At 39.2% G+C, this 13350-nt stretch carries 13 protein-coding genes and 1 pseudogene; 6 read left to right on the top strand and 8 right to left on the bottom strand.

What is annotated here, in order from left to right:
• Nucleotides 1–32: 32 nt before the first annotated feature.
• From ACLIBG_RS11110 to ACLIBG_RS11085, 6 genes are all read right to left on the bottom strand, one after another.
• Entirely contained in the window at nucleotides 33–812 is a 780-nt protein-coding gene (locus ACLIBG_RS11110; protein WP_439312832.1) for an ABC transporter permease, read from the bottom strand.
• On the bottom strand, nucleotides 809–1708 hold the full coding sequence (locus ACLIBG_RS11105) for an ATP-binding cassette domain-containing protein (protein ID WP_439312831.1): 900 nt from the start codon (nucleotides 1706–1708) through the stop codon (nucleotides 809–811). Before ACLIBG_RS11105 ends, ACLIBG_RS11110 begins: the two co-directional genes overlap by 4 nt.
• On the bottom strand, nucleotides 1708–1902 hold the full coding sequence (locus tag ACLIBG_RS11100) for a PLDc N-terminal domain-containing protein (protein WP_439312830.1): 195 nt from the start codon (nucleotides 1900–1902) through the stop codon (nucleotides 1708–1710). The genes ACLIBG_RS11105 and ACLIBG_RS11100 overlap by 1 nt, the downstream gene beginning before the upstream one ends.
• A gap of 14 nt (nucleotides 1903–1916) precedes the next feature.
• Nucleotides 1917–3011, bottom strand: a complete 1095-nt coding sequence (locus ACLIBG_RS11095; RefSeq protein WP_439312829.1) for a DUF1648 domain-containing protein — start codon at nucleotides 3009–3011, stop codon at nucleotides 1917–1919.
• Nucleotide 3012: 1 nt separating this feature from the next.
• Complete coding sequence (locus ACLIBG_RS11090) at nucleotides 3013–3399, bottom strand: GntR family transcriptional regulator (RefSeq protein WP_439312828.1); 387 nt, start codon at nucleotides 3397–3399, stop codon at nucleotides 3013–3015.
• A gap of 237 nt (nucleotides 3400–3636) precedes the next feature.
• Nucleotides 3637–5907 carry a DUF2339 domain-containing protein gene (locus ACLIBG_RS11085; RefSeq protein WP_439312827.1) on the bottom strand — a complete coding sequence of 757 codons (2271 nt, stop codon included), beginning with the start codon at nucleotides 5905–5907 and terminating at the stop codon, nucleotides 3637–3639.
• A gap of 672 nt (nucleotides 5908–6579) precedes the next feature.
• Between ACLIBG_RS11085 and ACLIBG_RS11080 the strand changes: the two genes are divergently transcribed.
• The 4 genes from ACLIBG_RS11080 to ACLIBG_RS11065 all read left to right on the top strand — a co-directional run bounded on the left by ACLIBG_RS11080 (nucleotide 6580) and on the right by ACLIBG_RS11065 (nucleotide 10150).
• Nucleotides 6580–7254: a uracil-DNA glycosylase gene (locus tag ACLIBG_RS11080; RefSeq protein ID WP_439312826.1), complete on the top strand. Its 675-nt coding sequence runs from the start codon at nucleotides 6580–6582 to the stop codon at nucleotides 7252–7254.
• Nucleotides 7255–7549: 295 nt separating this feature from the next.
• The gene (locus tag ACLIBG_RS11075; RefSeq protein WP_439312825.1) at nucleotides 7550–8170 is read left to right on the top strand and encodes an ABC transporter ATP-binding protein; all 621 of its coding nucleotides are present in this window, start codon (nucleotides 7550–7552) and stop codon (nucleotides 8168–8170) included.
• A gap of 48 nt (nucleotides 8171–8218) precedes the next feature.
• Nucleotides 8219–9049: an ABC transporter permease gene (locus ACLIBG_RS11070; RefSeq protein WP_439312824.1), complete on the top strand. Its 831-nt coding sequence runs from the start codon at nucleotides 8219–8221 to the stop codon at nucleotides 9047–9049.
• Between the two features lie 714 nt (nucleotides 9050–9763).
• A complete protein-coding gene (locus ACLIBG_RS11065) occupies nucleotides 9764–10150 on the top strand; it encodes a ribonuclease HI family protein (RefSeq protein WP_439312823.1) in 387 nt (128 codons plus the stop codon).
• 766 nt (nucleotides 10151–10916) lie between these two features.
• Here ACLIBG_RS11065 and ACLIBG_RS11060 read toward each other — a convergent pair.
• The gene (locus ACLIBG_RS11060; protein ID WP_439312822.1) at nucleotides 10917–11810 is read right to left on the bottom strand and encodes a diacylglycerol/lipid kinase family protein; all 894 of its coding nucleotides are present in this window, start codon (nucleotides 11808–11810) and stop codon (nucleotides 10917–10919) included.
• Between the two features lie 186 nt (nucleotides 11811–11996).
• Here ACLIBG_RS11060 and ACLIBG_RS11055 point away from each other — a divergent pair, with 186 nt between their 5' ends.
• Nucleotides 11997–12422, top strand: a complete 426-nt coding sequence (locus tag ACLIBG_RS11055) for a MarR family winged helix-turn-helix transcriptional regulator (protein ID WP_439312821.1) — start codon at nucleotides 11997–11999, stop codon at nucleotides 12420–12422.
• A 108-nt stretch (nucleotides 12423–12530) separates the two neighbouring features.
• Entirely contained in the window at nucleotides 12531–12869 is a 339-nt protein-coding gene (locus ACLIBG_RS11050; protein ID WP_439312820.1) for an ASCH domain-containing protein, read from the top strand.
• Between the two features lie 242 nt (nucleotides 12870–13111).
• Here ACLIBG_RS11050 and ACLIBG_RS11045 read toward each other — a convergent pair.
• Nucleotides 13112–13350, bottom strand: a pseudogene (locus ACLIBG_RS11045) (IS4 family transposase); the annotation flags it as partial.

Below are 13350 nucleotides of genomic sequence, written 5' to 3'. Positions count from 1 at the left end.
TCTCTATAAATTTTTACAAAGTAACTGCCTATTTATTTAGCAATTGTTTTGCGCCTAAATATGATAATAGCCATTGTAATCAATAGGGCAATGAGTAGCACCATAATGGAAATCATACCCCATATTTCTGCTGTCACTGTCTCATTTATAAGCATGTGCTGCGTATGTACGAAAATTTGATTCGGATACAATGGCCATCTGTTGCCGACAATCATATCACCAGCACTCATAAGAAAATAGGTAGCGACAGTGCACGCTGCAACTGCACCCGGCATCTTCAACAGCACATTGTAGAAAATTGATATGCTTAAAAACAAGGCGAACCATAACGTAAACATAAGCAACACGAAAAATAAGACTTTGAAAGAAAGATTCCCGAATAATAGATTGATATAATACCAGGATAAGCCGACACTTAAGATTAAGGAAACAATAACTAGCAGCAAGTTTGCCGCCCATTTGGCACTAATATAGTTGCCGTAGTTGATTGGTCTTACAAGAATCATTTCATTCACACCACTTTTTTGTTCACTACTGATGGAACCCATCGTAAATAAAGCAAGAATGATAATACCATATGTGCTCAAAGATTGAAGACTCGTTAATGCTACTTCCGCCGGCTGCATTTCAGGGAACTCAAATACTGCTCCTTCAGGTAAACCACCAGAAAATTCAATAATCTGCGGCAGAAAATGATACGTAAGCGGATCCATAACTGCGATCAGCATGAATACAAGGGGAACCCAAATCAACTTCCGGTTCCGCCAGCTTTCTGTCGTTTCTTTTTGAAAAAGTGCATTCCATTGCATCATGACTCCACCACCTTCATAAACATATCTTCAAGTGACGCTTGATTAATATGAAAGGTGCTTAAAGACCAGTCCTTTTCAAGCGCGGTTTGGAGAATTTCTGTTCTTGCCTCGTTTATATTTGTCACTGTGACGTGGTAAACACTTCTGACTTTCGTTACGTCTGTCACGGATCCAAGCTCAAGTAGCTTTTTGCTAATGCTACCGTTATCTTTTGTAAAACATAACTCGATTTTGGATGACTTGTATTTTTGTCGGAGTAGTGACATAGGACCTGCCTCGACGAGCTCACCCTTCCTGAGCAGCAGAAGTTCATCACTCACTTCATCCGCATCAGCTAAAATATGCGTCGAAAATAAAATGGTCATCTTTTTTTTCAGTTGTTCAATCAAGGTCAGTATTTCCCGGCGCCCGACAGGATCAAGCGCCGATACCGGTTCATCCAACAGCAGCAGTTTCGGTCGGTGGATCATTGCTTGTGCGATACCGAGTCGTTGCTTCATACCGCCGGAATATGCAGAAATTCGTTTATCTTTTGCTTCAAAAATACCGGTTTCCCGTAATAAAATATGAGCGTGTTTCTTAGCTGACGCTCTCGTCATAAGGGAGAGTCGAGCGACATAAATCAAGTATTCTTCCCCCGTCATCCATTCGTGATAAACAGGATGCTGCGGCAAATAACCGATCAACGTCCGATAATCTTCCGCTTTCTCCATAAAAACAATTTTTCCTGAAGTCGGTTTAATCAAACCGGCGAGCATGCGAAGTGTCGTTGTCTTCCCTGCGCCATTTGGACCTATTAAGGCGACACATTTCCGTTTCTCCAATGAAAAAGATAGATCACTTGCCGCCGCTTCACCATGATACGTTTTCGTTAATGCTTTAGCTGATAGTACCATTAGCTGTCCTTTCTGCCGATCACAAAATACAAAATCGGTCCTATAATATTAACAAAAATGATAATGATTACCCAAAGCCATTTTGGTCCTAGTGTGTGCGCACGCTTCACCAAGTCGACCAGCGCAGTGATAAGTAAAATGAGCTGGATAATGATGAGCGGTGCAAGGATCATGAACAGATCGGTCATTTCCATGTTAATCAACCTTTCTAAATTAAAATCCATACAATAATAAGCGGAATAACAATAATGGCAATTACAAATATCCATGATAAGGGATGCGCCCAGTTATTTGTCCAACCGACGCCAAACCGTTTTTCCACAAAGATAGAAGGATCATTTTTATTCACATAAAATTGCCCAAGTTTCCAGTAACGGTCATCATCATGATCTATTTTCCCATTTTTTTCGGTGTCATTTACCTTGATTCTGCTGCCGCCTTGCCCTGTTTTTATTGCAAGAAATATAGTGCCAAGTAAGACAAGTACAATGACTGTTATAATTACGCTTTCTGTATAAGCTTCAAGCGCTGGATAAATAAAGCTGAATTGAATAAACCCAAACAAAAGCACCATTAGGACACTAGAAGCAATTGTGTACGCAGACCAGCGTCTACGGAACAAAAAATTTTGTTTTTTGGAGCGATCCGGATTTGCTGCACTCACTTGCTGTTTGGAATGTTTGATGATCAAATTGATAAATAAAAACAAAGCAAGCATGAATACCTGCATCCCTGGCATGAATAAAAGATTGCCAGCTGTTTTTTCATCATAGCGTACATTTCCGTCAATATCCGTATGCATCGGGATTTGATCTGGAATTTGGTCATACAGCAAAAACGTGATCACCGTAGTCGTCAGGATGAGAACACCAGGTAATAGAAACCACCAGCTTGAATAAATCAACTTCTCTTCCCGGAAGCTTGTGTCAACAACAACGGTTTGTGGGCCATCTTTTTGCCACTTTTCTTTCCTCTTTATTGTTTTCATTTTGAAGTGAAACGGCAAGTACAGCAGAAAGCTGGCGGCGACATAAATAATAAGTGCAATCGAGATGATAAAGACACTCACTTTTGCCGTTAATAAATAAGCGAGTATGCCACATAGAATTATGAGAACCGATAACAGGATAAAGAGCGAAAATGTATATTGCTTGCGCATCTTTTTAAAATCTTCCCGTTCGTATAAATATTCCGGGACAGACACACCGAAATTCTCCGTTTTTCGCGTCATATAGGGCATGAAAGGCATAATGACTCCTGCCAATATGAAGCTGATCCATAATGTAAGCATGCCACCGTTCATGTTAAGTCTCCTCCTTCAAGTCGTCATACATTTTTTTAAATAAATGTTCGAGCCGGTTTTTAGGCACCCCTTTTGCGATTGCTTCCGCAAGCACTGGCTTCAGCGTAGCAAGTAAGACATGGTCATACGTCTCATCTGCAGGCGGGGGACCGTCGGGATGAATGACGACGCCGCGTTGACGGTGAATCAAAAGAAACCCTTCTTGCTTCAGTTGCTGGTACGCTTTATTCACCGTATGCAAATTGATCCCGATATCACTAGCGAGCGCTCTCACTGAAGGGAGACGTTCTCCTGGGAGCAATTGCTTTTTTGCGATGCCTATAATAATTTCATTTTTCAATTGTTCATATATCGGGACATCCGATTCAAAATCAAGCTGTACAAACATGATTTTACACGTCCATCTCTTTTATGTTTTATGTTATATTAGTACTATAACACACAAACAATCAGTGTCAACAACTTTAAACAAAAAGAAATCCGCATGTGGGGGATTTAAAATCCAATTCCATGCGGTTTATAAAGGTGTCTTTTCAGTTTATATGATGTTGCTAGAATTGATCGCTTAACTAAAGGTGTTAACGTATATGGCGGTACTTTACTCTCTTATTTCCCAGCAGTCTAATTAGTTGTTCTTCTCTTCCTTTAATAACGTGCGAGAATACAATAGTCCGACTACACCGACCACGATAAACAAAATCGCACGTACAACGATAGAAACACTTGCCAAATCAACAAAGAATAATTTAAAAACACAAAGAACAATAAGTACAAACCCGCCGATACGAACGTATTTCCATTCCATTTTCCCGCCAATACTGACAGAAGCAAAAGCGAACAAAAACAATAAAAACGTATGTCCTAATAACACATATTCATCGTCCCAGCCAATTACATCCGTTAAGGCTAAGTACCATTTATTAATAAAAATAAAATATACAATTTGAATAACAATCGCCAATTTGGGAAAATGATTTGAAAGCATTGTGCTTTTTAAATAAAAGTTCTTCCGCTTAATTGCCACAAAACAAGCAGTAAATAGTAGAACATACAGCACTTGCACAAACAAATGAAAGAAAAATCCACCATCGTCATAAAAATCCGTCATTGGAATTGCCATAAGCACGAGTCCAATCAACCCAAACCCAACGAATGCAGCGTGTGTCAAATAAGCTCCATGCTTCCAGTGATGGAAATAATACATAAGCGTCAGGACAAACAGAAAAATTAACAATTTTACATGTAAAGTTGTCGGAAATGCTACATCCAGTTGATTCATCACCGCACTTGTAGCATGATTTATATAAATGAAAAGTAACAGTTGCCCGACAATCAAGCTCCCATCAAATAACGATTTATTTGACTTCACCAAAGTAGCCTTCCCAAAACGATAAACGGTGTAGTAAACGCCGAGCATCGTAAGTAAAAGCGCTAGCCAAACAACATGCTTCATTGATAATAAATCCGGTATTGCTACTAAGGTCACGACATAATAAACAGTCAACCCGTACACGATGGCACTTGTTACGATCGTTCGTACAACTTGATACTTTAAACCGACCCAAAGACCAATCGAACCATTTAACAGCAATAATATTGCTCTAATTTGTTCCAATTCCCACTGTACGGAAAGTATATAAACACTGACGGCAAATATAGCAACGGCAGCTGTTACTCCGCGTAAAGTGGATGTTTTTTTCCGAAGCAAATAAACAGCCAGTACTACATATAACAGGGCAAACAATCCGTAAACAGGTACTTCCTGTTGTTTCTCCAACAACTTAATCCAAGCAACGGTAAACACGAAATTCGTATAAATAAGTACTTCCGTGAAAATTCTCCTTGATATAGAGCCCTTCATATAAAAGAACAATAATAGCAAATGCTGAATGATAACTGTTCCAACCATTACCGGTTCTTCCTCTGACACTCCTTCAAAAGTTCCGTAAACAAACAACGTTAAATGAAACAAAAGAAAAGATACATAAAACGTATATTTATGTTTTTCACTAAGCGACACGTAAAATAGAGACAAAAATAATAACAAAATATAAGCGCAAAACGAAAGCGTTGAAGCTTCAGATCCTTCCAACAAAAACGGTAGCAGAAAACCGGCGATTGCTGAAAAAACGGTCAGCGTTTCTGAATTCATTCGCTTGGACAAGACAAATCCGACAACGATATATATTATTCCAACGGCAAAAGCCGCAATAAAATTAAAATAACCGTATAAATGATGGGCAGCAAAGGTAGTTAAAATTCCTAAGGCGATAAATCCACCTAGCAACGTATGCCCGAACAGATTTTTATCACGCCGTACATACCGTATGCCAACAATTAATAGAAGAGCTGTGCCAGCATAACCCAAAACAACACGGACAGGATTCGTTATCCAGCCGTTATCCATTCCTACTTTCAATCCCCAAAGCACGCCTAGTAACAGTATAAACATAAATACTCGCGGCAGCCACGTCCCGATCAGTTCTTCGATATCCATGCCTTTTTTCGAGTTCTTCACGTTTTTACTAGTTGCCACTGGTGTGTCTTTACTAGTCCTTGGTTCGGTTTGACGTATATCACGCTTTGCAGAAGTGGGAACGGACGGTTTATCTTGCGCGATATTTTCCCGATTGATGGAGTCCGTTTCTTTTCTTCGATCCATAGGCGATTGCGATGTGGCCATGAGTGATTCTTCTTTCTCTCTAATCCAATCGGATGCACCCTCTCGCCTATCTCCGACACCATTTTCATTCTCAACTTGTGGCAAAGTTGTCTTTTGTCCAGCTCCTTGATTTTCTATTATTGTCTTCATTTCCGTAAGTTGCTGCTTTAACGAATTAACTTCTGTTTCCAGTTGAGCAACTTTCCGGCGCATGTCACGCAATTCTTCTTTCACAAAAACACCTCATTTATCAATAAGCGGATTTTTTAAACTATTTTCCCTATTGTATATCAATTAAGAATTCAAACACAACAACAATTAAGTCATGCTTCCATTCAAACACTGTAAAAAAAGCGCAAGCGCCCTGCCTAGAAACGTAGCGACTGGACTGAAGCAACTAAGATAAAGGAATCACGATGAGCACCGCGAATCGATGATGACTTATCGCAAGGCGCTGCAGGAAGTCGCCTAGTTTCTGGGCGCTTAAGCTAGACAGCTATGCACAAAATTATATACATTCTTATCTTTTAAGAAAAGCGCAAGTGCCCTGCTAAACCTTAGGTATAGATTAAGCAATAAAACGTAATGGCGGCTTTTATTCGAAGAACTATTGTCTAAGACCTCGAGGGCAAGGCTGGCAGACTTAGAACGCCACGTCCTGGGAATGCGCATAAATGCTCGTTCCACCGAAGTGATTTATACGTCGACACTAGACAGCTATGCGCAAAATTACTTCCTATATTAGAACGAAACAATTGCCTTTTATACAAGTCCCTTGTCCACAGATCCACGGTCATCATTCACATTTTTAATGAACCCACCTTTTAGGTCATGCCATTTGCTGATAAAATATGGTAGATTAGTGAAGGAAAGATATAATAGTGATTGATGAAGGAATGAATACTAATGCCAAAACAAATTCTAACAAATGATTGGGCTCCTTTATTAGACGATGAATTTACAAAATCGTACTATATGAAACTACGGACCTTTTTAAAAAAAGAATATGAAACCACAATCGTTTATCCCCCGGCGCAAGATATATTTAACGCGCTCCATTATACACCCTTTGACCAAGTGAAAGTCGTTATCCTCGGACAGGATCCGTATCATGGCCCAAATCAGGCACACGGACTTAGCTTTTCTGTCCAACCGAACGTCAAGCAACCGCCATCATTAAAAAATATTCTCATCGAATTGGAAAATGATTTAGGGTATTCACCGCCTAACCATGGCTGCTTAATCGATTGGGCGAAGCAAGGGGTACTCCTCTTAAATACAGTGCTCACTGTACGCCAAGGACAAGCACATGCGCACAAAGGAAAGGGATGGGAAAAATTCACTAACCGAGTCATTGAAACGCTAAATCAAAAAAATGACCCAATTGTTTATTTGCTATGGGGCCGGTCCGCTCAGAGCAAGCAGGTTTTAATTAATACGAACAAACATCACATCTTAAAAGCTCCCCATCCAAGTCCATTATCAGCTTATCGTGGATTTTTTGGTAGTAAGCCTTTTTCCAAAGCAAACGATTTATTGGTAAAGGATGGTCAGCAACCAATTGACTGGAAGTTGCGCTAACTCATTTCTATTATCCAGTTAAGGAAGCTATTCAAAAGGTTCGATAAAATGATGATTGAAATTCATCCGCTTTTTAAACACGCAGTTACAGAAGTTCAAAATAATCATCGTCGATTTTGTAAATGCTTTTCTTCTACTAGGAGAATAGCTTTTTCGTAAATAATTAACTTCTTGCTTTTCCTGATTTGAACCTTATCGTTTAGGGAATAGCTAATAATAACATTTTTTGTACTCCGTCGGAAATTTCTACAGTTAACTGATCACATTACATAGCTGATAAAAGGAGAGAATGTATTTGTTCCGCTTGGAAAATATTATTGTAAAAGACATTTTCAAGATCAATCACTTGGAAATAAATCATTCAATCACGTGCATTGTTGGACAAAGTGGCAGCGGAAAATCGACCCTTCTCCGCCTCTTAAACAACTTGGACGACCCGCAGGAAGGAAAGATTTATTTTAATGACACATACATAGAAAATTTGGACCCGTTAGAATTAAGAAAACAAGTGCCGATGAGTCCACAAACACCCGTTGTTTTTGATGGCACAATAAAAGATAACCTGGGCATTGCTTCCACTTTTACGAACGAGGGGGCGCCTGCTGATGCGATACTAACAAAGACACTTCATTCTATGCACCTGTACAAAGATTTACATACACATGCCTCCGATTTGTCCGGCGGAGAAAAACAACGCTTGGCACTTGGCCGTTTGTTATTAATGGATAGCGCTAAAGCATTTTTACTCGATGAACCATCATCCTCTCTTGACGACCAAACCACATCGGTCGTAATGGATAAACTAGCAGCCCATGCTAAAGAAAAAAAGATACAAATCATTATGGTCACACATAACAAGGAACTAGCGGATAGATTGGCGGACAAAGTGATCCTGATGGACGAATATAAGGTGTAAAATCTCAGCTAGTTCCATCGATCGAACATCTCAGAGGAGGACTTTTGAATGAACGGGAACGGAACAATCGATCTTGCATTTTGGCAAGTCGCTTCAGCGTACTTATTTATACTTATTGTCTGGATTATTATCCGAATTAAAAAAATCCCTCGCGAAAAATTAATTGTAATCGCCACGCTAAGAATGACATTGCAATTAATATTAGTCGGTTATGTTCTCATTTTTGTGTTCAAATACCCCAATCCATTCGTAACAATCGGGATTATCTTTTTCATGCTCGGTTTTGCCATTCTAAATGTATATCAACGCACAAAGCCGGCTATCCACATTTCTTTTAAAAAAATGATTGCCTTTGCAATGGTTATTGGCACCAGTCTGAGCATGATTTATTTGGTCTTTGTCGTTCTGCGCCTTGATCCATGGTATGAACCGCGGTTATTCATCCCGATCGGAGGGATGATTATCGGTAAAACGATGACCGGCGTCGCCCTTGGTGTGAACAATTTACTGAATGGAATGAAACAAGAACAGGATAGAATTGAAGCGGCTCTTATGCTCGGCGCAACTCCTAAGGATGCTTCCAAGTCCATTATCAACCAGGCCTTTGACGCTGCCTTATTGCCTACGATTAACGCAATGGTTGGAATGGGTATCGTCTTTTTACCCGGGATGATGACCGGACAAATTATTGCAGGTCAATCACCACTTACCGCTGTAAAATACCAAGTCGCCGTTATGCTTGGCGTCTCAGGCACCGTCGCCATAACAATACTTGTCTTTTTGCAGCTGTCGTACAAAAGCTTTTTCACCGATCGTAAACAGTTTGTGCTGACAAAACGAGATCTTCCGAGCGATGCAAAACCGGTGAAGTATGACTAAGCCTATTTCGGGATCGGTTGTAACTGGCATTTGTTAATCTGCGATGGATAAACAATTATTAGAACAAGATAAGGCTGTTCTTGGTGAGTGGTTTTTAGATTAGAGCGAGTAATTTATACTCAACGTGAGCGATTTTCTGCTTGTGACGTGCGATACTTGCTTCATGGCATGCAACAAGTGGTCAGCCGTTCATAAGAAAAGCGCAAGCGCCCCACTTAGAAACGTAGCGACTGCGCCAGATCAAAGCTGGTGGTTCGATGTTGCCACGCAAAGTGGCGGTTTTAATCGAACATTCCAAAACATCTTGAGATAAAGGAATCATGCCCCTGCAAAAGGGGTATGCCAACGTTGGCCGCAAAGGCCGTATTTAGTTGGCCCTCCTTTGTCTTACCGAATCGATGATAACTTTCACCCAGGGGCATAAGGGCGACTAAGCCTCTGTCTAAAGCCTTTCGGCAAGTCTTCTTTATCGTAAGGCGCTGCGGGAAGTCGCCTAGTTTCTGGGCTAGCAGGCTTAGAACGCCACGTCCTGTGGCTCCGCCTGGGACTGCGCGTAAATGCTCGCCCCACCGAAAAGATTTGCACTAGAACATCCTGTACGTCGAAGCTAGACAGCTATGCGCAAAAATTTATACTTTCTTACCTTTAAATAAAACACAATGCTATGCCTTTTTTTATCGTCAAGTATAATAGAATCGAATTGGAGGCCGAATGATGATTACTGTATATACGGATGGAGCTTCCAGCGGCAATCCGGGACCGAGCGGGGCGGGTATTTATATTAAGCACAATGAAACTTACAAAACGTATCAAATCCCTTTAGATGCTATGTCCAACCACGAAGCCGAGTTTATGGCGGTTATCCATGCTCTTAGAATTTGTAACAAATCGTTTCCTGGAGAAATATTATCTTTTCGAACCGATTCTAAAATTGTCGTTGATACGATTGAAAAAGATTACACTAAAAATAAAATTTTTCTTCCTTTATTGAAGGAAATCCGGAAAGAAATGAACAATTTTCCTTATTTTTTTATTAAATGGATACCGGAAAAGCATAATCTCCATGCCGACCGATTGGCGCGACAAGCAATCAAATATTGAGATAAACAACTTATTCCATCAATTGTCCAATAATTCTTTTATTCTATGAAAGTTGAAGGCGACTGATATTGGAAGTACTCATTCCGATTTACCTGCATCATAGGAGAAATTATAATCAAGCATTAGCGCTAACAAAATATTACTCGAGGAATTAAGTGAATATTACTTGGAGTTATATCTGTTCTTCACAAGATATATCCACACTCAAGCTGATTATATCCGTACTTCACATGATATATCCACACTCAAAGGATTATATCCGTACTTCGCAAGATATATCCACACTCAAGGGATTATATCCGTACTTCGCATGATATATCCACACTCAAGCTAGTTATATCCGCTCTTACAAGATTTATCCACACTCAAGCTAGTTATATCCGTACTTCACAAGATATATCCACACTCAAGGGATTATATCCGTACTTCGCATGATATATCCACACTCAAGCTAGTTATATCCGCACTTCACAAGATATATCCACACTCAAGCTAGTTATATCCGCACTTCACATGATATATCCACACTCGAGATGATTATATCCGTACTTCACATGATATATCCACACTCGAGTTGATTATATCCGCTCTTCGCAAGATATATCCACACTCGAGATGATTATATCCGCACTTCACAGCTCCAAGGGAGAACATTGCAATAGTGAAATAGAATAATCGCTCAAACAAACGTTGTGGTTGCATGCGAAAATTTCACTATAACTTCATGAACTACACATATTTCTAACGCAATATAATTCCCAGCTACTCAGAATCCTCGTACCATTTGAATATGTCCTGGTAAAACAGATACTGAAGCAGGGGTTGAGTCATATATTTCACCGTCCATATCTACTTCTTGCTCATCCTTTGTATCAATTTCCAACTTTTTCACTCGAAAATGCTCTAATTCTTCAAACTGGTCGGGGGTTACTTGCTGATCATTCAATGAAAAAAGCTCCCGCAATGAAGCAAGATTAGAATTCTTTACAATTAATACATCTAATTGACCATCATTTGGAGATAGTCCTTCAATCGGTAATTGTCTCGTACCAATAAACTTTCCATTTAATATAAAAATTAAAATTGCTTCCCCGTCGTATTCCTTTTCATTCGATTTCATCCAATACGAAAAAGATGTTGCTTGACCCATTGATTTTAATGTACTCATAAAGTAACTCAGAACACCAAAGTTATTTTTTTGAACGCCGTCAATGTTTTTGGATGCCTCTGTAACTAGCCCGATTCCCCAAAAGTTCAAGAAATAATAATCATTCGCTTGGCAAATATCGATATAAATTAACTCACCATTTACGATTGAATGTGCAGCTGCTTTTAAATTTTGAGGAATACGTAATGTTCTGCTGAAATCATTGGAGGTCCCGCCCGGCAATATAGCAATGGCAGGTCTTGTTTCTAATGGCGCAATACTATTAATAACTAAATGAACCGTTCCATCTCCCCCGAGCACAATGATTAAATCAACCTTAGAAGCATTTGTTTTGCACAGTTCTTTCAAATCTTCAGCGCTGGATGTTGCAATTATCGTTAACTCCTTTATTTCTTGGGATAAAACGGGAACTGTTTGCGACAGCTTTTTTTCGATATCATTTGCTCCTGCATTGGCATTATAAACAAGCATTGCTTTTTTCCATTCACCCATACAAACACTCCTCGTTTCTAATTACCTACTATATTCCCTTCTAGAATTTCCAGAAAACCCGTTTTTAATTTACAAGGATGTTAGGTGAACACTTATTATGCACATTTGACAAGCAAGTATCATTGTTTTGACGCTACCCTTCCCCATTGATATAATTAGTGCACTAACTATTCGGGGGATATATTAATGGTTGAAAATGACATACGAGAATTAATGCAGACAATCGCCACCCAAACACGGAAAGAGTATGCTAGCAAATTTCGTGAAATGAATTTGCATGTAGGTCAGGAAACTGCATTGTGCTACCTTTGGGAAAAAGACGGCATTACACAATCGGAATTGCGGCATAAAATGCAATGTGAAGCCTCTACTGTAAGCAATATGCTAAGAAAATTGGAACAAGATAGCATTGTTTATCGAAAGCCGGATAAAACAGACGGGCGTATTTCCAACGTTTTTTTAACAGAAAAGGGAAGAAAACTACAAGAGCCAATTCGTGATATATGGGAAAAACAGCAGCATAAAATGCTAAAGGATATCCCGCCTGAAGAATTACTGCTTATGAGGCGAATTTTAAAACAAATGGCAGAAAACCTAACCGATGAAGGATAATTTCAACATTTATTTCGCAAATTAAAGCCTAGTAAAAGTTTCTTCCGTAATTATTGCAGTTGTACATTCATTTACATAATTAAAAACAAGTAAAAAGGAGTAGTTAAAATGAGTTATGAAAATAAATTTGATTGGCCGGAAAAATATGATATTAATAAACTCGTCACAATTGAGAGGGACATTAAAAAAATCTTAAAAGGCAAAAAAACATCCGTCCGTCGGAATGATCGCTACGCAGATCCAGGTGACAAATTCGAATTGAATGGTCATACAATCATCGTAGAGCATGTATACCCACAAAAGCTACGAGACGTCACAGAAGAACATGCCAAACAAGAAGGGTATCAAAACTTGGAAGACTATAAACAGGCGCTCACAAACATCCATCACGGTGCCGTATGGGATCCGGATATGGAAGTGTGGGCACATGAATTAAAATCGGTTTAAGATGACTATTGATCTCTAAAAAACCGCACAACAAAGTTACAAGAGGTTTGATGGTCAAAGGAAAGTGTTAAATAAAAGTAGTCTACAAATTCACTAGCGTTGCATAAATGTATTTTAATTATTCGGTAAATTATTTATTTCTCTATAAGACAAAAAAGATAACAACCTAATAAAGGTGGCACTGTCCATTTGGTAAAATTATACATTTAATACTTGGGTACAACGACGACGTTTATTTAAATTCAAGTAGGCACCAAGCTTTCGAATCGCTGCGTCCATATATATGACGGTTTCCACAAGGCAGCCTTTAGCCAACGGCTAATTCGAAGCAATGATTTTTTGCTACTTGTTTCTAATTGAATAAGTACATGCAGGCAATAGGTAATCAAAGCTATGTAAATTTGATTTTGCAATGCCGTTTCGCTCATTCCGTAAAAATGCTTGATTTCTACATGTTGTTTAAGCCACTTGAAAAATAGTT

The organism is Virgibacillus sp. W0181 (genome assembly GCF_051846915.1).
Classification (GTDB): Bacteria; Bacillota; Bacilli; order Bacillales; family Amphibacillaceae; genus JBPYCR01.
This window is presented reverse-complemented; position numbering and strand designations above follow the sequence as displayed.